This window comes from Enterocloster clostridioformis (assembly GCF_020297485.1).
In the GTDB taxonomy this organism is placed as follows: domain Bacteria; phylum Bacillota; class Clostridia; order Lachnospirales; family Lachnospiraceae; genus Enterocloster; species Enterocloster clostridioformis.
The window spans coordinates 2,600,609-2,622,032 of the sequence record NZ_JAIWZC010000001.1 but is presented as its reverse complement, the minus strand read 5'-3'; the positions used below and the strand labels follow the sequence as shown (position 1 = coordinate 2,622,032).

The window sequence follows — 21,424 nt, the reverse complement described above, 5'->3', positions numbered from 1 at the left end:
GCTATTTCTTTTTCTTCCCCAGATAAGCCGCCTTCACAGATTCATCTGCCAGCAGCTCCCTGCCGGTGCCTGACAGGGATATCCGGCCTGTTTCCAGCACATAACCCTGGTCCGCAATGCGCAGGGCCATGTTGGCATTCTGTTCAATCAGAAGGATGGTTACCCCCTGTTTGTTTATTTCCTTTATGATATTGAATATATCCTGGACAATGAGAGGGGCCAGGCCAAGGGACGGCTCATCCATCATCATCAGCTTTGGATGGCTCATCAGGGCCCTGGCCACGGCCAGCATCTGCTGCTCGCCTCCGGACAGAGTGCCTGCCAGCTGCCAGCTTCGCTCCTTTAATCTGGGGAACAGGCTGTAGACCCATTCTATGTCATGGTCCAGGAAATCGGTTCTCAAATAGGCTCCGATTTTTATGTTCTCAATAACGGTCATGTCCGGGAACACCCGCCTGCCCTCGGGAACAAGGGTGATGCCCCTGGACACAATATCGGGGGTATCCATGCCTAACAGCTCTGTCCCGTCAAACTGGATGGAGCCTGCCGAGGCTTTCACCAGCCCTGCGATGGCCCGCAGGGTGGTGCTCTTGCCTGCTCCGTTGGCGCCTATGAGGGTGACAATGGATTTCTCCGGCACCTCAAAGCTGATTCCCTTTACGGCCTCGATACCGCCGTAATTCACTCTTAAATCATTAATCTTCAGCATCTTCACTCACCCCCAGATATGCTTCTATTACTTTTGGATTGTTTTGGATCTGGCCGGGCGTGCCGTGGGCTATGAGCTTGCCGAAATCCAGCACGTAAATGCGGTCGGATATCTGCATGACCAGATCCATGTGGTGCTCTATCATGAAGATAGTCAGGTGGTAATCGTCTCTGATTTTGTGGATAAAATCAGTCAGGTCCTGGGTTTCCTGTGGATTCATGCCGGCCGCTGGTTCGTCCAGAAGAAGAAGGCTGGGGCTGGTGGCCAGAGCTCGCGCAATTTCCAGACGGCGCTGGAGTCCGTAGGGCAGGGAGGAGGCAACCTCGTCCTTTAAATGGGCCAGTCCCTGCATTTCCAGAAGCGCCATGGACTCCTCGCGCATGCGCTTTTCCTCGGCATGGTTGAGGCGCAGTGTGGCCGAAAATACATTCTGCTTTGCCCGCATATGTTTGGCAATCAGGACATTTTCAAACACGGTCAGGGCGCCGAAGAGACGGATGTTCTGGAAGGTCCTGGCAATGCCCAGCTTGGTAATCTGGTCCGGTGTCTTGCGCACAGGAGTCAGGTCCGTGGGGGATACATCGCCCTCGTAGAGGCGGCGCATCTTGCCCTGGGGCGTATCGGCCAGTATGACTTCCCCGTTAAAGGATACAGAACCAAAGGTGGGCTGGTAAATACCGGTAACACAGTTAAAGGCAGTGGTTTTGCCTGCGCCGTTGGGCCCGATGAGGGCCACGATTTCGTGTTCATTTACATCCAATGTCAGTCCGTTCACTGCCACGACGCCGCCGAACTGCATGGTGATGCTTTCCATATGTAATACGTTTTTTACACTGTTTTTCATGTTGTTCATCAGTGGATGCCTCCCTTCTTAGCGGAAGAGGGCCTTTTCCTGCCTCCCTTAAACCTGTCAGGAATGCTCTGTATGAGCCGGAACAGTCCGTCCCAGGAGAATTCGTGGTTCCCCATGATACCGCGGCGGTAGAAGAGGACCACGGCCATCAGAAGGATGGAGAAAATGACCATACGGAATCCGGATCGGAACAGAGGAATGCTTACCCCGGCAATGGTCAGGGGCTCATCGAAGAAGCGCAGCAGCTCCCTGCCTGCGGTGACCAGGAAAGCGCCCGCCACGCTGCCGGTGACGCTGCCGATGCCGCCTAAGATCACAATCAGCAGAATATCATATGTAAGGGCCACCTGGAAGGTTTTGGAGTCAATGGATCGCATAAACATGGCCAGCATTCCGCCTCCCACTCCTGTGAAGAAGGAGGAAATCACAAAGGAGAGCTCCTTGTAATGAAACAGGTTGATACCCATGGACTGGGCTGCCACCTCGTCCTCCCGGATGGACTTAAAGGCCCTGCCGTAGGAGGAGTTGATGAGAAGCACCATCAGGGCAATGCACAGGGCGGCCAGAACGAATACCGCAAAGATATTGGGAAAGCCCGGTATGCTCTTAAGCCCGTAGGAACCGTTGGTAATGGTGTCAAACATGGGAGCTGCTATGAATGCCCGGATGATTTCCGAAAAGCCCAGGGTTGCGATGGCAAGGTAATCGCTCTTTAAGCGCAGCACCGGGATTCCGATAAGGGCAGCCATGGCTGCTGCGGCCAGTCCGCCAAGGAGCAGAGCCACGGGTATAGGCAGCTGGATATTGGCAATCACCGGTGATATGCCGCTTACATAGTATACGCTGGCCCTGGATCCCACCGGAATGGTAAAGATAGCCACCACATAGGCGCCGATAGCCATAAATCCTGCCTGTCCCAGCGAGAACAGACCTGTAAAGCCGGTCAGCAGGTTCATGGAAACAGCCACCACCGCATAGATGGCGCTTCTCTCCAGAATGGAAATCTGGTAGCTGTATTCGGCTGTGTCAGACTGCAGGAATGCCAGGAAACCTATGATTACCGCCAGGGCAATGAGGGAATATATTTTGTTTTTGTTCTTTGTCATATTCTTCATGTCCGCCACCTCACACTTTATCGGTCGTCTTCTCACCAAAGAGTCCAGTGGGACGGATGAGAAGCATGACAATCAACAGGATAAACGTAAATGCATCGCTGAAGGTGGACTGTCCCATGGCTACCAGGGCCGTCTCTCCAAGTCCCAGGATAAAACCTCCGATGACAGCTCCGGGAATGCTGCCGATTCCTCCGAACACGGCGGCCACAAAGCATTTTAAGCCTGGAAGGGCGCCGGAGAAGGGGAAAACGGTCATACGGTCCGTAAAATACAGAATGGAGCCAATACCGGCCAGCAGGGACCCCACCGCGAAGGTAAAGGTGATGGTCTTATTGATTTTAATGCCCATAAGGGAGGCTGTCTCGTAATCCTTGGAAACCGCCCTCATAGCCATGCCTATTTTGGTGTGGTTAATCAGCAGAATGAGAAGATAAACCAGTACCAGGGTCAGGACAGGCGTAAGGAAGGTGACAAAGGAGGCGGACAGTCCGCCTATCCGGTAGATTTTCTTTAAGAAAGGAATCTCCGGGTATCCTTTGGGCAGGGCGGTAAAGAGGTAGGTGGCCAGGTTCTGCAAAAGGTAGGAAACACCAATGGCTGAAATCATAACAGACATTCTGGGTGCGGAGCGCAAGGGGCGGTAGGCCACCCGCTCTATGGTGACGCCCAAAAGAATGGTCACAATCAGGGTGACGGGAATGGCAATGAACCAGGGCAGGCTTGCCATTGCAAATATCATAAAGTATCCGGCCATCATGAAGATATCGCCGTGAGCGAAATTGATGAGGCGGAGGATGCCGTAGACCAGGGTGTAGCCAATGGCAATGAGCGCATATGCCCCGCCAAGGGAGATGCCGGTCAGGCATTGCTGAAGAAATGTTGTTAAACTCATATGAGTCTGCCTCCTGTGTTTTTATAGTAAGGTCCGTATCCAGAAATCCGTTGAAACATACAACCAGCCCTGGAACGTCCAAGGCTGGTTAAGACCGAAGGCAGCAGCGGATGCCGCCTGCGGCCCTGTATCCATATGTAATTAGCCAGATACCCTATTCTACGGTAGTGGTGGTCAGGAACTGGAACTTGCCGTCCTTGATGGTCTTGATGAACGCGATATCCTTGTTGGCATCGCCGGTCTCGTTGAAGGTGATATTTCCTGTCACACCGTCAATCTCCACATTCTTAAGCGCATCGCGGATAGCGGTGGTATCGGTGGAGCCTGCGTCCTCAATGGCCTTGATGGCAGCCAGGTAGGAATCGTAACCCAGGGCGGAGACAGCCGGGATAATGTCTTCCTGCTTTTCCTTTACCAGGTATTCCTTGAAGCCCTTGATGAAGGCAGCGGCTTCGTCGTTGGCCGGTTCCGCCTCGTCGAAGAAGGTGGAGAGCACTACGCCCTCTGAGTCAGCTCCTGCGTTCTCGATGATGGTGGAGTTCTCCCATGTATCGCCTGCAGCGATGGTGGCTGTGATTCCAAGCTCCCTGGCCTGCTTGATGATTAAGGGGGCAGTGGTGATGGAGGATGGAGCAAAGATAATGTCAGGGTCAGCTGCCTTTATGTTGGTCAGGATGGCCTTGAAATCGGTCTGGTTTGTCTGGAACTGTTCCTCGCTGACGATGCTGCCGCCCAACTTGGCAAAAGCATCCTTGAAATAGGAACCAAGGCCTGAGGAATAGTCATCGCCCAGCTGGGTAATCACGGCAGCGTTCTTGGCGCCGTTCTGGTACGCGTAATTAGCCATGACCGTGCCCTGGAATGGGTCGATGAAGCATACGCGGAAATAGAAATCATTTCCCTCGGTTACCTGGGGGTTGGTACAGGAACAGCCAATGGCCGGAATCTTGGCGTCTGCGAAAATCTGTCCGGCGGCTATGGACACGCCGGAACCGTAGCTTCCCAGCACCACGCTGACCTTCTCGCTTACCAGCTTCTGGGCGGCGTTGACAGCCTCGGTTTTATCCGATTTGTTGTCTGCCTCAACCAGCTTGACGGTATATTCTTCGCCGCCTATGTTGACGGTAGGATGCATTTCCCTGGCATAACGGATACCCAGTACTTCCTGGTAACCGCCGCCTCCGTTCTCTCCGGTGGTTGGCTCGAATACGCCGATTTTGATGACTTTTTCGTCTGATTTCCTGCTGCCGCACCCTGCCAGGGTGCCGGCGGCCAGACACGCTGCCATGGCAATTGCCAATACCTTTCTGATTCTCATAATACATTCCTCCTGTTTCATTGAATTTGTCCTGGTCCAGTTTGTTTTCGCGTGTTCACCTTACAAAGACAACTGTCCTCAATGGAAAAACAATGAGTATATTATAACAGAAATCAGAAAAATTTCAAGAAAATTTGAGAAATACTTTATATTTTAGTGCCCGGGTTCCGTTTTGGGAGCTGGTGGAAGTGATTTTTGTAGGCTCTGAGAAAGGTGGAATAGTGGCTGAAGCCGGAACGGAAGCAGGCGTCCGTGGCATTTATCCCATCCCCAAGCAGGTCCCTGGCGTAAAGCAGGCGTTTTTCGGTGATGTAATTTCCTATGGTGCATCCTGTCTCTTCCTTGAAAATACGCATCATATGGTATGGGCTGATGCAGCTTACGGCGGACAATGTCCCGATGCTCAGATCCTCGTCCAGATGTTCATTTATATAGGATATAAGGCCGGAGACACGGTAGTTTAAGACACCTGTGGGAAGGTACTGGGCCTTATCGTCCATGGAGGCCCTGTTCAGCTCCACCAGAAATTCCAGGCATAAAAGGCGGCTCATGAGGGACCCGGCAAATTCTTCCTGCCGCCAGCTCTGGGAGCGTTCCAGCCGTTTTAAAAGGGAGAGCATGTTTGCCCTGACCTCATCCTTCAGTCTGAGAACATTAGAATGGCGGTAGGCTGCCGTGGCAAAACACCGGTCCAGGGAGTCTCCGTTTTCCCTGTGACGGTCCAGAAAATCCTGGGACAGGTAAAGTATCTGACGCTCATAGGGCTGCCCCGGCTCCACCTCCGGCCGGTGAATCTGTCCCCGTCCCACCAGCACAATATCAAAGGGGTGAAGGATATAGGAACGGCCTTCTATGACATAGTTTACCCTGCCCTCCAGCAGCACCATGATTTTCAGAAAATCGTGGTAGTGGAATTCGTAGCTGGGGCTTACCTTGTCTTTTAAATGGAACAGCCTGAAGTCCTCCCTCAGGAATCCCTGGCGTTCAAATGCAGGGGCGTTGTCTGTGATGGGCATGAAACAGTTACCTCCTTTTTTACATGCTTTGTCTGCATGTGATGGGTTTATAATTTGAGTATAAAATAAATAGAGCATTATTTGCAATATAAAATAGCAATATATCTATATTTTTATAAAAAAGTGCTTGATAAAATAATGATAAAGCTTACAGGCGGAGAACCTGTTGTGCTGCCGGTAAGCAGAGCTGTTGAACAGACCGCAGATATGGAGGATATCTATATGAGGATTGTAGTGGAAAAGTATCATGGACTGGGAAATGATTATCTGGTATATGACCCCAACAAAAATAAACTGAAGCTGACCCCTTCCAATGTACAGCTCATGTGCAACCGCAATTTTGGGGTGGGAGCTGACGGTGTTCTGGAGGGACCCATTCTGGACGGAGAGCAGATTTCCATGGTGGTGTGGAATCCGGACGGCAGTGTTGCGGAAAAGAGCGGCAACGGCGTCCGCATTTTTGCCAAATACTTAAAGGACGCGGGGTACGTACAGAAAAAGGATTTTACCATTTCCTCCCAGGGCGGCGAGGCCGCCATCCATTATCTCAACGAGGAGGGCACCCGGTTAAAGGCATCCATGGGAAAGGTTTCCTTCTGGAGTGACGATGTGCCGGTGGAGGGACCGCGCAGGGAAATCATCAACGAGACCATGGTGTTTGGCCGGATTCCCTATCCGGTTACCTGCCTGTCCATCGGCAATCCCCACTGCGTTATCCTTATGGATGAGATTTCAAAGGATTTGGTTTGCAGGATTGGAAGGTATTCTGAAAGCGCCAAACAGTTCCCGGAGAAAATCAACACCCAAATCATGAAGGTACTGGACCGGACCCACATCCAGACCGAGGTATACGAAAGGGGAGCAGGCTATACCCTGGCTTCCGGAAGCGGCTGCTGTGCGGCTGCGGCTGCGGCTTACCGTCTGGGGCTTACGGACCCCAAGATGTTTGTGCAGATGCCGGGAGGCACCCTGGAGCTGGAGATCGACGGGGAAGGTGTGGTTCACATGACCGGCGATGTGGGGTATGTGGGGACCATTAAACTGGGAAGCCATTTCACAGAACAGCTTCGCGCGTTAAAGTGATATCAAAAAAATAGAGGAAATTCATTGACAAATGAAATATCTGCTGATATATTTTTTATAACAAAAAGCAGGGGTAAGGGAAGGTTGACGAGGACGTCTTAAGGGGCGCTCTGTCCCTGCCCGGTGAATTTTAAGGAGGCGGGAGCATGGTAAGAGGTTCCCGCCTCTGCGTGTTTGTCGGTATCACAGTTTGCAAGAGAGGGAGATTAATATGAGCAAATACAGTAAAGAGGATATCATGCGTATGGTGGAAGATGAGGATGTGGAGTTTATCCGCCTCCAGTTTACGGATATCTTCGGAATGCTTAAGAATGTGGCCATCACTGCCGGCCAGCTTGAAAAGGCATTGGATAACCGTTGCATGTTTGACGGCTCTGCCATTGAAGGTTTTGTGAGGATTGACGAGTCGGATATGTACCTGTATCCGGATTTGGATACCTTTGAGGTGTTTCCGTGGAGGCCCCAGCAGGGCAAGGTGGCCAGGTTTATCTGCGACGTGTATAACCCAAATGGAACCCCGTTTTCCGGCGACCCAAGATATGTGCTCAAACGGGCTGTAAAGCGGGCGCAGGACATGGGATATGTGCTCAATGTGGGGCCGGAATGTGAATTCTTTCTCTTTCACACGGACGAGGAGGGGAGGCCCACCACCAGCACACATGAGATGGCGGGATATTTTGACGTGTCCCCCATTGACCTGGCGGAAAATGTCCGAAGGGATATTGTGCTGAACCTGGAGGAGATGGGGTTTCAGGTGGAGGCCAGCCATCATGAGATTGCGCCGGCCCAGCACGAGATTGATTTCCAGTATACGGATGCGCTTCGGGCCGCGGATAATATCATGACCTTTAAGATGGCTGCCAAAACCATAGCAAAGCGCCACGGGCTCCATGCCACCTTTATGCCAAAGCCCAGAGAAGGGATGAACGGTTCCGGCATGCATATCAATATGTCCCTGTCAGACAAGGAGGGCAGGAACCTGTTTGCGGATGACCAGGATGCTTTGAGACTGAGCAGGGACGCCTATTATTTCATGGCCGGCATCCTCAGGCACATGAAGGCAATGACCATCCTGACCAACCCCCTTGTGAATTCCTATAAGAGGCTGATTCCGGGATTCGACGCACCGATTTATATTGCCTGGTCCCCTACCTCCAACCGCAGTTCCCTGATTCGCATACCATCCCCCAGAGGGGAGAGCACGCGGATTGAGCTGCGATGCCCGGATTCTGCCATGAATCCTTATCTGGCATTGGCAGCCTGCCTGTCGGCCGGCCTGGACGGAATTGAGAAGAAAATCGGACTTCCCGCGTGTGTGGAGGGAAATATGTTTACCATGGAGCCGGAGGAGCTGAGGGAAAGGAATGTGGAGCGGATTCCGGAGACTCTGGGTGATGCCATTGAGGCGTACAACGGGGATTCCTTCATGAAGGAGGTTCTGGGAGAGCATATTTATACCAAGTATCTGGAGGCCAAGGAGCAGGAATGGCGGGATTTCCGGGCCCAGGTAACGGATTGGGAAGTAAGCCAGTATCTGTACAAATATTGATGGCGCCGGCAGTTGTGAATAAGGTTTTACCTGGAGGTGGGACATGTGACTAACATTATCGTAGCGTTCTCCAAGCCGGAGGACGGGAAGAACATAAAAAGCATACTGGTCCGCAACGGTTTCCAGGTAGTCGCAGTCTGTACCTCAGGAGGTCAGGTTCTGTCGGCCGCGGACTGCCTGAACGGGGGAATCGTGGTGAGCGGTTACCGGTTTGAGGATATGATGTACGACGAACTGCGCCAGTGCCTGCCGGGAGAATTTGAGATGCTTCTGATTTCATCACCTGCCAGGTGGAGCGGACAGTCCCCGGACAGGGTCATCTGCCTGCCCATGCCCCTAAAGGTCCACGATCTGCTGAATACCCTGGAGATGATGGTGCAGGCCCAGGAGAGAATCCGCAGAAGGAGAAGAAGCAGGCCCAGGGAGCGCAGCAAGGAGGAACAGGATATCATAACAGAGGCAAAGACACTGCTGATGGAACGGAACAATATGACGGAGTCGGAAGCCCACCGGTATATACAGAAATGCAGCATGGACAGCGGCACCAATCTGGTGGAGACAGCCCAGATGGTAATCAGCCTCATTCATGTGTGATGGGGAAGGGAAATATTTATAGAATGCCTGTAACACGGCAGGATGGAGACGGATATGGAATTTACAAAAATGCAGGGAACCGGCAATGATTATGTGTATGTGGACTGTTTTAAGGAGACGGTGAGGGATCCGGCAAAGACAGCGGTCTATGTGAGCGACCGCCATTTTGGCGTCGGATCGGACGGACTGATTCTCATATACCCCTCCCGGACAGCGGACTGCAGAATGGAGATGTACAACGCGGACGGTTCCCAGGGAATCATGTGCGGCAACGGTGTGCGCTGCGTGGGAAAATACGTTTACGACCACGGTCTGGTGGATAAGGATAAAAGGACCATCACAGTGGAGACACTGGCGGGAATCAAGACGCTGGAGTTGGAGACTGAGGATGGCAGGGCGGTGTCTGTTACCGTGGATATGGGGGAGGCAGCCCTCACATCCCGGCTGCCGGAGGATATTACGGTGGACGGGGAGCAATACAGGTTTGTGGGAATCAATGTGGGAAATCCCCATGCAATCTACTATGTGGACCAGGTGGACAGTCTGGATTTGGAGCGGATTGGGCCGGCCTTTGAGAATCATGCTCGGTTTGCGCCTGACCGTGTGAATACGGAGTTCATTCATGTGGTGGACCGGAAACACCTTGATATGCGGGTGTGGGAGCGGGGAAGCGGTGAAACCTGGGCATGCGGTACAGGGGCCGCGGCCAGCGTCATGGCTTCCATCCTCATGGGATATACGGAGGATGAGGCGGAGGTGGCTCTGCGCGGTGGAAAGCTGGTAATACGGTATGACAGGGAGTCCGGCCATCTGTTTATGACAGGGCCGGCCGTGGAGGTGTTCCGGGGCTCTATTGACATACCGGAAGAAATATATTATGATTGATGAGGCGAATTTCATCAATTAATACTTTAAAGCGAAAATGTTTACTATACACTCTCAGGAACCAGACGCACGATGGCGTGCGTCCTGGTACATCTTTTGCGGCACACAGGCGGTCATGGGAAAGACATGGCAATGTGTCCCGCGGCGAAAGGTGTATCCGGTTTTTGGGAGTGTTTTCCTATTTATCAGAGACAGAGGACAGGAGGAAACGGACATGTTTAAAATCAATGAAAATTATTTGAAGCTGCCGGGCAGCTATCTCTTTTCCGCCATTGCAAAAAAAGTGGCTGCATATGAAAAGGCCAACCCGGACAGGCAGGTCATACGGCTGGGAATCGGGGATGTGACACTTCCCATTGCCCCGGCCATTGTGGAGGCCATTCACAAGGCGGCGGACGAAATGGGACATGCAGAGACATTTCACGGCTATGCGCCGGATTTGGGCTATGCCTTCCTGCGTGAGACGATTGTGGAAAAGGACTACAAGTCATGGGGGTGCCATGTGGAGGCAGACGAGATATTCGTATCGGACGGAGCCAAAAGCGACTGCGGCAATATCCAGGAGATATTCAGCGAGGACAGCCGCATTGCGGTGTGTGACCCCGTATATCCCGTGTATGTGGATTCCAATGTTATGGCAGGCCGCACAGGCAGTTATGACCCTGCCACGGGCGTGTGGAGCAATGTGATTTACATGCCCTGTACGGCGCGGAATCATTTTGTACCGGCGCTTCCGGAGGAAACACCGGACCTTATTTACCTGTGTGTGCCCAATAACCCTACAGGAACCACGCTGACCAGGGGCCAGCTAAAGGTGTGGGTGGACTACGCAAACAGGATAGGGGCTGTAATTCTCTATGATGCTGCTTACGAGGCATATATATCCGAGGAGGATGTGCCTCACAGTATATTTGAGATTCAGGGAGCCAGGACCTGTGCCATTGAGTTCCGTTCCTTCTCAAAAAAAGCCGGATTCACAGGCGTGCGTCTGGGATTTACCGTGGTTCCAAAGGATTTGAAATGCGGGGATGTGACGCTCCATTCGCTGTGGGCCAGACGCCACGGCACCAAGTTCAACGGGGCCCCCTATATTGAGCAGAGAGCCGGGGAAGCCGTATATTCCGAAGAAGGCAGCCGGCAGGTCATGGAGCAGGTGGCGTATTATAAGAGGAATGCCAGGGTTATCTATGACGGGCTGAAGGAAGCGGGCTACACCGTGTTTGGCGGAATCAATTCCCCTTACATCTGGCTTAAGGTGGAGGACGGGATGGACAGCTGGGAGTTTTTTGATTATCTTCTGGAACAGGCCAATGTGGTGGGTACACCGGGAAGCGGCTTCGGGCCCAGCGGCCAGGGGTATTTCCGCCTGACGGCCTTTGGCACCTATGAGAATACGGTGGAGGCTGTAAAACGGATAAAGGCCCTCAGGCAGTAACGGCGGCAGGGCGTGATGCCGCGGTGGACCCGGTGAAGCTGGGGTATATGTTCATAGGGCAGCTGCAGAAATTCGGCAGGACAAGCACACAAATCGTATTTTCCACCCATGTGGGCCCCAGAGGGGTGGATGTGGACGAAATTTAGTTCCAGGTTCAGTCAACATTTGTCTTACTTTCACATATGGTATAATGTAGAGTCATATATGAAGGAGAATCTGGTATGACAGATGTTAAGAGAGTCATAATTGATGCCGGCCACGGCGGCGAAGAGCCGGGCGCTATGTACGACGGGCGCCGGGAAAAAGATGATACCCTGCGGCTGGCTCTTGCCATAGGACAGATATTGGAAAATAATGGGGTAGATGTGGTATACACCAGGACTACGGATATATACGACACACCTCTGGAGAAGGCCCAGATAGCAAACCAGTCCGGGGCTGATTATTTTGTGTCCATTCACCGGAATGCCTTCCCTGTGCCGGGAGGGGCAAGCGGTGCCATGACGCTGGTGTATCAGGATGCAGGCGTGCCTGCCATGCTGGCGGATAATATCCAGCGCAATCTGGTGGAAACAGGGTTCAGGGACCTGGGAGTACAGGAGCGCCCTGGACTTATCGTGCTGCGAAAGACACAGATGCCTGCTGTACTGGTAGAAGTGGGATTTATTGATAATCCGGAAGACAACCGGTTTTTTGATGAGAATTTCGACGCCATTGCCCAGGCCATAGCAGACGGTGTGCTGGAAACTATCCGGCAGCAGGAGGCAAAACGGCCTGAATATTATCAGGTCCAGGTGGGAGCCTTCCGCACCAGGATGCCCGCAGACAGGCTGGTGAATGAGCTCCAGGCAAGCGGCCTCCCGGCCTTCCTGGTTTACGACGACGGGCTGTACAAGGTGAGGGTCGGTGCTTTCCTCAATATGGACTATGCGGTGCAGATGGAGAGGAACCTGAGAAACATGGGGTACCCCACTGTGCTGGTGAGGGAACGGGCCATATACTGACAGGTGTAATTATAAGAAATCAGTAAACATATACGGAGTAAATGCCGCAGGCCAAATTCTCTTGGATTTGGCCTGCGGCCGTTTCGTCTATCCCATGCCCTGTCACCAGTTCCAGCGCCCGTAGCGCAGTGTGACGGAGGCAATGGTTTTTACTAACTGGTCCGATATCTGGCCGGGAAGAAGGCGCCATTTCCAGTTGGTGCCAATGGTGGAGGGAGTGTTGATGCGGCAGTCATTGTCCAGACCCATGTAATCCTGGAGGGGGATGATGCACATTCTGGCCTGGCTGCGCATAATCAGGCTGATGAAGGACATGTGCAGGCGGTTTGCGGGGGTGCAGCTGTCACAGAGATAATCTCTGGCCAGATTGCGCTCCTGGGCCGTGATGGAGGCATACCATCCTTTGATGGTTTCATTGTCATGGGTGCCGGTGTAGGCCACGCAGTTTTCAGGGTAATTGTGGGGAAGATAATCGCTGGCACAGCCGGAATCCCTGGAATCAAATGCAAATTCCAGCACCTTCATGCCCGGAAATCCGCTTTCTCTTACAAGCTGTCTGACAGAGTCTGTCACATATCCCAGATCCTCGGCAATGATTTCCTTTTCTCCCAGCCTGTTTTTTACCATGTGGAAGAAGCCGATTCCCGGTCCCTGCTCCCAATGGCCTCCAATGGCAGTGGCGGAACCGGCCGGAATGGAATAGTACTGGTCAAATCCCCGGAAATGGTCAATCCTCACCACATCATACAGTTTATAACAGTAGGCCAGCCGGGACAGCCACCATTCATAGCCTGTGCTGCGGTGGTATTCCCAGCGGTACAGGGGATTTCCCCAGAGCTGTCCTGTGGCGGAAAAGCCGTCAGGAGGGCAGCCTGCAACTGCGGTGGGCAGATTGTCCCTGTCCAGCTCAAAGAGTTCGGGATGGGCCCATGTGTCGGCGCTGTCCATGGCAACATAGATGGGAATGTCCCCTATGATGCGGATTCCGTTGGCATTGGCATAGGCTTTCAGTTTTTTCCACTGCTGGCTGAATTTAAACTGAAGGTATTGGTGGAATTCTATGTCGTAATACAGCTCCCTGCGGTAGTAATCCAGGGCGTTCTTCCAGCGCAGGCGGATGTCCTGCGCCCACTGGGTCCAGGCAGTTTGGCCGAACCGGGCCTTTACTGCCATGAAGAGGGAGTAATCCTCCAGCCACCATCTGTTTTCCTCCATAAATTTCCTGAACTCCGGGTCAAGGCTTATGCTGCTCCTCTCATAGGCTTTTCTGAGCAGGGGAAACCGTTCTTCGTAAACCTTTGCGTAGTCCACGGAATCCGGCCGGCTGCCGAAGTCGGCCCGGCTGCATTCCTCCTCTGTAAGAACACCCTCCCGGATAAGGTCCTCCAGGCTTATGAAATAGGGATTGCCTGCAAAGGTGGAAAAGGACTGGTAGGGGGAATCACCGTAGCTGGTGGGGCCCAGGGGGAGAATCTGCCAGTAGGACTGGCCGGCCTCCTTTAAACGGTCCACGAATTCGTAGGCCTCCTTTGAAAAGCAGCCGATTCCATATCTGGAGGGAAGGCTGGCGATGGATAGTAAGATTCCGCTTTCTCGTTTCATTTCTATATGCTCCTCGTTTTTTGCAGGCATTGCCCTGTTTAATATTCTGTGATGATTCCAAAGTGGTCTGATACAAGGGGGCCGGATATGCCGTCGTATATGGTTTTGGTGGAAATAACCGGCACCCTGCGGCTGGTCCAGATGTAATCAATGCGCATTCCCGATATCTCTCCCTGTTCCCTCCATCCGTCAATGGCATTTGCCACCGTGACGCCTGAATCCCTGGAGACAGCCAGGTCGTAGGCGTCAAACCAGCCTGAGGCCAGTATCAGGTCCCGTCCCTGGCCGGTTACATGTGCCGGGGAGTTGAAATCCCCCATGAGCCACAGCTGTTTTCCGGATAAGGGGGCCAGGCCCCTGCATATGCGTTTCCATTGTCCCTCAAAGGGTTCTTCGCTGTCATTCCACCAACCCATGTGGACACTGTAAAAGGATTCATCTCCGTATTCTGTCCGGGTGTTGATTCCGAGTATTTTACGGGTCTTCCAGTTTTCATAATCCCGGATGCCGGTGATGTAAAACTGGCTGGTCCCCAGTATGGGAGAACGGCTGAGGACGGCCAGGCCCTCGTCGTATATTCCGTATCCTGCCTTGGCCGGAGTCCAGGTCCATTGATAGGAAACACCGGCCCGGGCCAGGAGCAGCGCCAGGTTAAAGGCGTGGTTGTCTGCGCGGATAACTGCGCGTGGCGCGCAGGGGGAGTCCGTACTTAAGCCTATGGCGCGGCAGGGGACGTAGCAGGATTCCCGCAGCCGGCCGGGGGCTGCGGGGAGAGCGTCCCTGGACTGGTTGACCTCCTGGAGGGCGATGATATCCGGTTTGATTTGGACAAGGGAGCCGGCAAAGGCAGCGAGCTTGGATTCATATTCCGGTTCCGCCAGACTGTGTGTGTTAAGCGTCATTATTTTCATATTACCTGCCTCCGGTGGTTTTCAGTTACAGAGGGCAGCTGCGGTGCGTAAGTGGCAGCGGCCTGTTTACAGTATATCATTGATATCGGATTTGAGCACATCTGCTTTTGGTCCGTAGATGGCCTGGATGCCTGCCATCTGTATCAGCTTTCCTACGCTGATCATCAGTCCGGCCGCGGGCATGACGGCAATGACTGTCATCAGAACCTTGCCCAGCTTTTGGAGAAAGTCAAAATTTATCAGGGATTTTCGGGTCTTTCCTGTTTTCCTGTCCGCGGTGTCTGTGAGGGAAGACGCATTTGCCGCCGGGGCGCCGTCTGGATTTTGGAGGGCGGCTGTCTCAGCTTCTGCGGTCCCGTCCGGCGGACAATGGTCTAAAACCGTTATCACGGCATCTGTTCCCGCCTTTACAGGACCTGTGAAGGCATTCATGGAGCGGCCTTCCATTCCGCCGCAGATGAGGACAGGCGTGATGGTATTGACCTGTTTTTCCTCAAGGGCCTTTAAATCGGCTTTTGCCAACAGTTCGCCGGCCTTTACCTTATCTCCAACCTTTACACAGCACTGGAAGCATTCTCCCTTTAAGGCCACGGTCTCCAGGCCGAAGTGGATCATGACCTCTATGCCGTTCTCTGAACGCAGGCCATAGGCGTGGAGGGTCTCTGCAATGGAAACCACCTCTGCGTCAATGGGACTGACCAGATTGCCGTCCTGAGGCAGGATGGCAACGCCGTCTCCTATGATTTTTTGTGAAAATACAGGGTCCGGCACTTCCTCCAATGGAACCGCTGTTCCGGTTAAAGGGGAGAGAATCCTGATTCCAATACAGCCGTCAGTGTTCTTGTTCATATGTAACCTCCTGAGTTTGATTGTTGCATTATTTACGCAACCGATTGCATTAAATATAGTCCGGCTGTCTGAAGAATGCAATAGATATTTTGAGAATCCTTTGTTTTCTACGTTTTGAACAAAAACAGCGCCAGGTATTTGTGCAGTTTTCTTAAAGGGGAATGCAAACGAACGGGAGAAGATTACGCAAAAAGAGCGCAAACGAGTTGACAAAAATTGCATTAAACTTTACAATATAGGAAGGATGTATATGGATTGCGGTGATGGATTCGGTCAACATGTATATATACATCCCCGTGACGATGAAAATGAAACGTATATTAAGGAGGCTGTTTATGCCTGTTACAATCAAAGACGTGGCTGCCCTTGCGGGGGTGTCGCCGTCAACCGTAAGCCGGACATGCAGGGATCATCCCTCTATCAGCCGCCAGACCAAGGAAAAGGTCCGGCAGGCCATGGCGAAGCTGGGCTATGAACCGAATTTTCAAGCCAGCAGCCTGGCCACCCAGAATTCCCGCACCGTGGGAATCATTCTGCCCCCGTCGGAGTGGGAGGCTTACCAGAATCCCTTCTATCTGGAGATGATACGGGGAATCAGCCAGTATTGCAACCAGAAGCAGTACATCAATACCGTGATCACGGGACAGAATGAGGATGAGGTTCTGCAGGCCATAAAGACCATGGCGAGAACCGGCCTGGCAGAGGGATTTATCGTGCTCTACTCCAGGGAGCAGGACCCGGTTCTGGATTATCTCTATGAAGAGGGACTGCTGTATGTGCTCATAGGAAAGGCATGCAGGAATGTGAACCAGACCATCTATGTGGATAACGACAATGTGCTCGCGGGCAGGGAGGCGGCTGAGTACCTGCTGAATCTGGGCCATGTAAGGATTGCCTGCCTGTCCGGAGACCGCTTTCTGCTGTATAACAATGACAGGAAAATGGGGTATATGCTGGCCCTGGCAGAGAGGGGCATTCCTTTTGACGGCCAGCTGTGCGTGGAGGTGCCCTCTGTGCCGGAGGAGCAGGACCAGGCCCTGGAAGCCCTGTTCGCAAGAGAGGACAGACCCACGGCCGTGCTGGTCAGCGATGACATACTGGCAGTGGCCCTGGAAAAGACCTGTATTGGTCTGGGACTATCCATTCCGGGAGATGTATCCATCCTGTCCTTTAATAATTCCCTTCTCTCCAGACTTACATTTCCGCCTTTGACATCCGTGGATGTGAATGCCTGCCAGCTGGGAATCGAGGCAGCCGCCCAGATGATAAGCCATGTGGAAAATCCGGAGCTGGTGGCTACGAAAATCATTGTTCCCCACCACCTGGTGGAGAGGGAGAGCTGTGCGGGAACCGGACGGTTCTGTGGTGATTGGGATACTGAAACAATATAACACATCCCCGGCAGGTGACTACCTGAAATAGGACGCCTTTTGCTGTCAGACTTATTTTCGGGTTTGGCCGGGATTTCAGCCAATTGATTTATTTTTCTGAAATACATCTTATCGTATACTTCCTCTTGAAAAACACAACATTTAGTGCTAAAATCTTATACTGTTGCACAAGCAACAGATTTTTTCAGTATTCTGTGATAAGATGCCTTTAAACCGTTTACCTGAATACAGGCAGCGTGGGAGAGCATTTGGATAAAAGGAGTGTAGTGACGATGAAGATTATTAAGAGGAATGGCGCGGAAGAGGATTTTGACAACAATAAGATCGTGGTGGCTGTGGCAAAGGCAAATACGGCTGCCGGAAAAAACAAGCTGAGTCTGGAGCAGATTAAGGACATTGCGGATTACGTTGAGTACAAGTGTGTAAAACTTAACAGGGCCGTGTCCGTTGAGGAGATCCAGGATATGGTGGAGAACCAGATCATGTCTACAGGCGCGTTTGAGCTTGCAAAGGATTATGTGAGATATCGTTACCAGCGCTCCCTCATACGCAAGGCCAATACAACGGATAACCGCATTCTGTCCCTGATTGAGTGCAATAACGAGGATGTGAAGCAGGAGAATTCCAACAAGAATCCAACGGTTAACAGTGTGCAGAGAGATTACATGGCCGGCGAGGTCAGCAAGGACCTGACCAAGAGGATGCTCCTTCCGCAGGATATCGTGGAGGCGGACAGGGAGGGCATTATTCATTTCCATGATTCCGATTATTTTGCTCAGCACATGCACAACTGCGACCTGGTGAATCTGGAGGACATGCTGCAGAACGGCACGGTTATCAGCGAGACCAGGATTGAGAAGCCCCACAGCTTTTCCACGGCCTGCAATATCGCCACTCAGATTATCGCCCAGGTAGCCAGCAACCAGTACGGCGGGCAGAGCATCAGCCTGGCCCATCTGGCTCCCTTTGTGGATGTGTCCAGAAAGAAAATATACGCGGAGGTTCAGGAAGAGGTAAAGACCTTTGGCTGCATGCCTTCCGAGAAAGCCATCCATGAAGTGGTGGAAAACAGACTTCGTAAGGAGGTTACCAAGGGAGTCCAGACCATCCAGTATCAGGTTATCACACTGATGACCACCAACGGACAGGCCCCCTTCCTGACCGTGTTCATGTACCTGAATGAGGCTAAGAACGAGCGGGAGAAAAAGGACCTGGCCATGATTATCGAGGAGACTCTGAAGCAGCGCTGCCAGGGCGTGAAGAATGAGTCGGGCGTGTGGATTACGCCGGCATTCCCCAAGCTGATTTATGTACTGGAGGAGGATAATGTCAACGAGGGAACCGAGTATTATTACCTGACCGAGATGGCTGCGAAATGTACGGCCAAGCGCCTTGTTCCCGACTATATTTCCGAGAAGAAGATGATGGAATTAAAGGAAGGAAACTGCTTCCCTGTCATGGGATGCCGCAGCGCCTTAAGCCCCTGGAAGGATGAGAACGGGAATTATAAATTCTACGGCCGTTTCAACCAGGGCGTGGTGACCATCAACCTGGTGGATGTGGCCCTGTCCTCCGGCGGGGATATGGAAGCCTTTTGGAAGATATTTGACGAGAGGCTGGATCTGTGCTACCGGGCCCTGATGTGCCGCCACAACCGTCTGAGAGGCACTCTGTCCGACGCGGCGCCCATTCTCTGGCAGAACGGCGCCCTGGCAAGGCTTAAGAAGGGCGAAACCATTGACAGGCTTCTTTACGGCGGTTATTCCACTATTTCCCTGGGATATGCGGGGCTCTATGAGTGCGTGAAGTACATGACCGGAAAGTCCCATACCGACCAGGCGGCCACTCCCTTTGCCCTGGAGGTCATGGAGTACATGAATAAGGCCTGCAACCGCTGGAAGGATGAGACTAACATCGGATTCAGCATCTATGGTTCGCCCATAGAGAGCACCACTTATAAGTTTGCCAAATGCCTCCAGAAGCGTTTCGGCATCATCGAGGGCGTGACGGACAGAAGCTATATTACCAACAGCTACCATGTAAATGTTTCCGAGGAAATTGACGCCTTCTCAAAGCTGAAATTTGAGTCGCAGTTCCAGGCTCTTTCCACCGGCGGAGCCATCAGCTACGTGGAGGTGCCCAACATGCAGAACAATATTCCGGCCGTGCTGGGGATCATACGGTATATCTATGACAATATCATGTACGCGGAGTTAAACACAAAGAGCGATTTCTGCCAGGAATGCGGATTTGACGGCGAGATTCAGATTGTGACGGATGAGAGCGGCAAGCTGGTGTGGGAATGCCCCAAGTGCGGCAACCGGGACGAGAACAAGCTGAACGTGGCCAGGAGAACCTGCGGCTATATCGGAACTCAGTTCTGGAACCAGGGCAGGACCCAGGAAATCAAGGAAAGGGTGCTCCATTTATAAGATGAATTACGGTACAATCAAGAAGAATGATATTGCCAACGGCGCAGGCGTGAGGGTATCCCTGTTTGTGTCAGGGTGTACCCATCACTGTCCGGGCTGTTTTAACGAGGAGGCGTGGGATTTTAACTTCGGGATACCCTTTACAGGGGAGACGCAGGAGGAAATCCTGGAAGCCCTTGCTCCGGATTATATAGAGGGTCTCACCCTTCTGGGGGGAGAGCCGTTTGAGCCTGAGAACCAGGAGGTGCTGGTGCCTTTTTTGGAAAAGGTGAGGGCCCGCTATCCGCAGAAGAATCTGTGGTGCTATACAGGATATACCCTGGAACAGGACCTTCTGAAGGACGGCCGGGCCAGGTGTGAATATACGGACCGGATGCTGTCCATGATTGACGTGCTGGTGGACGGTCGGTTCGTGGAGGCTCTTAAGGATATCAGCCTTCCCTTCCGGGGGTCCTCCAACCAGCGCATTCTGAATCTCAGGGCCACTCTTGAGAGCGGGAGCGTGAAGCTGCTGGAGCTTGGCAGCGGAAGAATCTAGGCTTTCCATGGAGATGTCCGGAGATATCCGGAATGCCTTTTGGTATTGCAATTTAGTTAATAATTTAGTAAAATCAACTTAATTGTATGGCAAGAGGGTCTGTAAATGGCGCTGAGAGCAAAAGACATAGCGGAAATGCTGGGGGTGTCCACGGCTACGGTTTCTCTGGTTTTAAATAACAAACCAGGAGTGGGTGAGAAGCGCCGCCAGGAAATCATCCAGAAAATAAAGGAAATGGACTGCGGATACATGCTGAAGGAGCAGAGAATCAACAATGTACAGGGCACCAGCAAGGCGGTGGCCTATCTGTGCGGTGTGGAGATAGGGACCAGCCCGGTGAAACGCGGAAGTGTGAAAAAAATAACAGATTAAAACAAATCAAAAATAGAAGATGAGCAGAGCATACGGCATTTTATGCTGTATATGCTCTTTTTTTGTCCGAAGTCCTTGAGGACTATCCTGTTGACTGGTATGGCGGCCCTGAGCCTGGCAGCCTGCACGTCCAATGGACTGGAGGCAGTATCCGCCACCAATGACAGTGCCGGGGAGGCGGAAGCGGGAACTGAGAAAAAGGAAGGCATCAGCGTTTACTGGGAGGGAAAGACACTGAACAATCCCTGGTGGATTTCCGTATCTGATTTTGCGCAGCAGACAGCGGATAATCTGGCGTGGACCTGACTATCGCCATTCCCCAGGAGGAAGTGGATCCGGAGAAGCGGGTATCCATGATTGAGGCTGCCATTGAGAAGAAGGCGGATGCCATCGTATGGCAGTGTTCCAGGGCAAAGGATATCTGCGCGCGGGTGGAGGAATCGGGAAAAGCGGAATGGGTGCGTCGTACAACAGGAATCAATCTGTCGCCCTACTTTCCAGCCTCAAAACTGGCGTGGTTCATGGAAAACGTAAGGGGGGCGCCCCAAAATAATCCATGAAATGCGCATAGACCGCGTGCCGGAGGAGCTGGACCGGGCCGGGGAACACAGCTTTTACTGCGGAGTCATGGATTTGCATTTTATTCGGATTTCTTATATCTTTCTTATATCCACATTTGCAGAGGATATCATATGGCCGGGCGGCGGAAAGATGCAGAAGGCAGAGGGCGTGACTCCGTGGCAGCCTGGTTCCGGGAGGGTGAGGATGAGCTGCCTCCGGTGGAATCAGGAAAGCGCGCCTATCTGGGACTGGAGGGGAAGCTGCGCGGCCGTGAGCAGGAAAGGCGGCAGCTCATAGAGGACCAGGACTCCTGCC

At 52.5% G+C, this 21,424-nt stretch carries 20 protein-coding genes and 3 pseudogenes; 14 read left to right on the top strand and 9 right to left on the bottom strand.

Annotation, left to right across the window (positions count from 1 at the left end; all coding sequences use genetic code 11):
* Position 1: 1 nt before the first annotated feature.
* The 6 genes from LA360_RS13180 to LA360_RS13155 all read right to left on the bottom strand — a co-directional run bounded on the left by LA360_RS13180 (position 2) and on the right by LA360_RS13155 (position 5,903).
* Entirely contained in the window at positions 2–709 is a 708-nt protein-coding gene (locus LA360_RS13180) for an ABC transporter ATP-binding protein (protein WP_022203121.1), read from the bottom strand.
* Positions 696–1,562 (bottom strand): ABC transporter ATP-binding protein, encoded by an 867-nt coding sequence (locus LA360_RS13175; protein WP_022203122.1) that lies wholly within the window; start codon positions 1,560–1,562, stop codon positions 696–698. Before LA360_RS13175 ends, LA360_RS13180 begins: the two co-directional genes overlap by 14 nt.
* Entirely contained in the window at positions 1,562–2,677 is a 1,116-nt protein-coding gene (locus tag LA360_RS13170) for a branched-chain amino acid ABC transporter permease (RefSeq protein WP_022203123.1), read from the bottom strand. Before LA360_RS13170 ends, LA360_RS13175 begins: the two co-directional genes overlap by 1 nt.
* A 10-nt stretch (positions 2,678–2,687) precedes the next feature.
* Positions 2,688–3,569, bottom strand: a complete 882-nt coding sequence (locus tag LA360_RS13165; RefSeq protein WP_022203124.1) for a branched-chain amino acid ABC transporter permease — start codon at positions 3,567–3,569, stop codon at positions 2,688–2,690.
* Between the two features lie 154 nt (positions 3,570–3,723).
* The gene (locus tag LA360_RS13160) at positions 3,724–4,887 is read right to left on the bottom strand and encodes an ABC transporter substrate-binding protein (protein WP_022203125.1); all 1,164 of its coding nucleotides are present in this window, start codon (positions 4,885–4,887) and stop codon (positions 3,724–3,726) included.
* A 146-nt stretch (positions 4,888–5,033) separates the two neighbouring features.
* Positions 5,034–5,903 carry a helix-turn-helix domain-containing protein gene (locus tag LA360_RS13155; RefSeq protein ID WP_022203126.1) on the bottom strand — a complete coding sequence of 290 codons (870 nt, stop codon included), beginning with the start codon at positions 5,901–5,903 and terminating at the stop codon, positions 5,034–5,036.
* A gap of 222 nt (positions 5,904–6,125) precedes the next feature.
* Here LA360_RS13155 and dapF (LA360_RS13150) point away from each other — a divergent pair, with 222 nt between their 5' ends.
* The 7 genes and pseudogenes from dapF (LA360_RS13150) to LA360_RS13120 all read left to right on the top strand — a co-directional run bounded on the left by dapF (LA360_RS13150) (position 6,126) and on the right by LA360_RS13120 (position 12,453).
* Entirely contained in the window at positions 6,126–6,986 is an 861-nt protein-coding gene (gene dapF, locus LA360_RS13150) for a diaminopimelate epimerase (RefSeq protein WP_057572098.1), read from the top strand.
* A 211-nt stretch (positions 6,987–7,197) separates the two neighbouring features.
* Positions 7,198–8,535, top strand: coding sequence for a type I glutamate--ammonia ligase (gene glnA / locus LA360_RS13145; RefSeq protein ID WP_022203128.1), 1,338 nt, complete (start codon positions 7,198–7,200; stop codon positions 8,533–8,535).
* A 45-nt stretch (positions 8,536–8,580) separates the two neighbouring features.
* Positions 8,581–9,129, top strand: a complete 549-nt coding sequence (locus LA360_RS13140; RefSeq protein WP_022203129.1) for an ANTAR domain-containing response regulator — start codon at positions 8,581–8,583, stop codon at positions 9,127–9,129.
* 54 nt (positions 9,130–9,183) lie between these two features.
* Positions 9,184–10,014, top strand: coding sequence for a diaminopimelate epimerase (dapF, locus tag LA360_RS13135; protein ID WP_057572097.1), 831 nt, complete (start codon positions 9,184–9,186; stop codon positions 10,012–10,014).
* 214 nt (positions 10,015–10,228) lie between these two features.
* Positions 10,229–11,449 carry an LL-diaminopimelate aminotransferase gene (locus tag LA360_RS13130; protein ID WP_002586278.1) on the top strand — a complete coding sequence of 407 codons (1,221 nt, stop codon included), beginning with the start codon at positions 10,229–10,231 and terminating at the stop codon, positions 11,447–11,449.
* A gap of 47 nt (positions 11,450–11,496) precedes the next feature.
* A pseudogene (locus LA360_RS13125) lies at positions 11,497–11,595 on the top strand (Lrp/AsnC family transcriptional regulator); the annotation flags it as partial.
* A 75-nt stretch (positions 11,596–11,670) separates the two neighbouring features.
* Positions 11,671–12,453, top strand: a complete 783-nt coding sequence (locus LA360_RS13120) for an N-acetylmuramoyl-L-alanine amidase (RefSeq protein WP_022203131.1) — start codon at positions 11,671–11,673, stop codon at positions 12,451–12,453.
* Positions 12,454–12,555: 102 nt separating this feature from the next.
* Here the strand turns inward: LA360_RS13120 and malQ are convergent, their stop codons facing one another.
* The 3 genes and pseudogenes from malQ to LA360_RS13105 form a co-directional block, all read right to left on the bottom strand.
* Positions 12,556–14,055, bottom strand: coding sequence for a 4-alpha-glucanotransferase (gene malQ, locus LA360_RS13115; protein ID WP_022203132.1), 1,500 nt, complete (start codon positions 14,053–14,055; stop codon positions 12,556–12,558).
* 38 nt (positions 14,056–14,093) lie between these two features.
* Entirely contained in the window at positions 14,094–14,966 is an 873-nt protein-coding gene (locus LA360_RS13110) for an endonuclease/exonuclease/phosphatase family protein (protein ID WP_112482057.1), read from the bottom strand.
* Between the two features lie 129 nt (positions 14,967–15,095).
* A pseudogene (locus LA360_RS13105) lies at positions 15,096–15,815 on the bottom strand (PTS sugar transporter subunit IIA); the annotation flags it as partial.
* 335 nt (positions 15,816–16,150) lie between these two features.
* Here LA360_RS13105 and LA360_RS13100 point away from each other — a divergent pair.
* The 7 genes and pseudogenes from LA360_RS13100 (at position 16,151) to LA360_RS13070 (ending at position 21,406) form a co-directional block, all read left to right on the top strand.
* A complete protein-coding gene (locus LA360_RS13100) occupies positions 16,151–17,206 on the top strand; it encodes a LacI family DNA-binding transcriptional regulator (protein ID WP_089776397.1) in 1,056 nt (351 codons plus the stop codon).
* A 272-nt stretch (positions 17,207–17,478) separates the two neighbouring features.
* Positions 17,479–19,638 (top strand): anaerobic ribonucleoside-triphosphate reductase, encoded by a 2,160-nt coding sequence (nrdD, locus tag LA360_RS13095; RefSeq protein ID WP_022201338.1) that lies wholly within the window; start codon positions 17,479–17,481, stop codon positions 19,636–19,638.
* A gap of 1 nt (position 19,639) precedes the next feature.
* Positions 19,640–20,176 (top strand): anaerobic ribonucleoside-triphosphate reductase activating protein, encoded by a 537-nt coding sequence (nrdG, locus tag LA360_RS13090; protein WP_022201339.1) that lies wholly within the window; start codon positions 19,640–19,642, stop codon positions 20,174–20,176.
* 105 nt (positions 20,177–20,281) lie between these two features.
* Positions 20,282–20,548: a helix-turn-helix domain-containing protein gene (locus LA360_RS13085; protein WP_022201340.1), complete on the top strand. Its 267-nt coding sequence runs from the start codon at positions 20,282–20,284 to the stop codon at positions 20,546–20,548.
* Positions 20,549–20,638: 90 nt separating this feature from the next.
* Entirely contained in the window at positions 20,639–20,854 is a 216-nt protein-coding gene (locus LA360_RS13080) for a hypothetical protein (protein WP_225537529.1), read from the top strand.
* 74 nt (positions 20,855–20,928) lie between these two features.
* Positions 20,929–21,096: pseudogene (locus LA360_RS31305) on the top strand (FGGY family carbohydrate kinase); the annotation flags it as partial.
* A 13-nt stretch (positions 21,097–21,109) separates the two neighbouring features.
* Positions 21,110–21,406 carry a hypothetical protein gene (locus LA360_RS13070; RefSeq protein WP_166433701.1) on the top strand — a complete coding sequence of 99 codons (297 nt, stop codon included), beginning with the start codon at positions 21,110–21,112 and terminating at the stop codon, positions 21,404–21,406.
* The last annotated feature ends 18 nt before the right edge of the window (positions 21,407–21,424 follow it).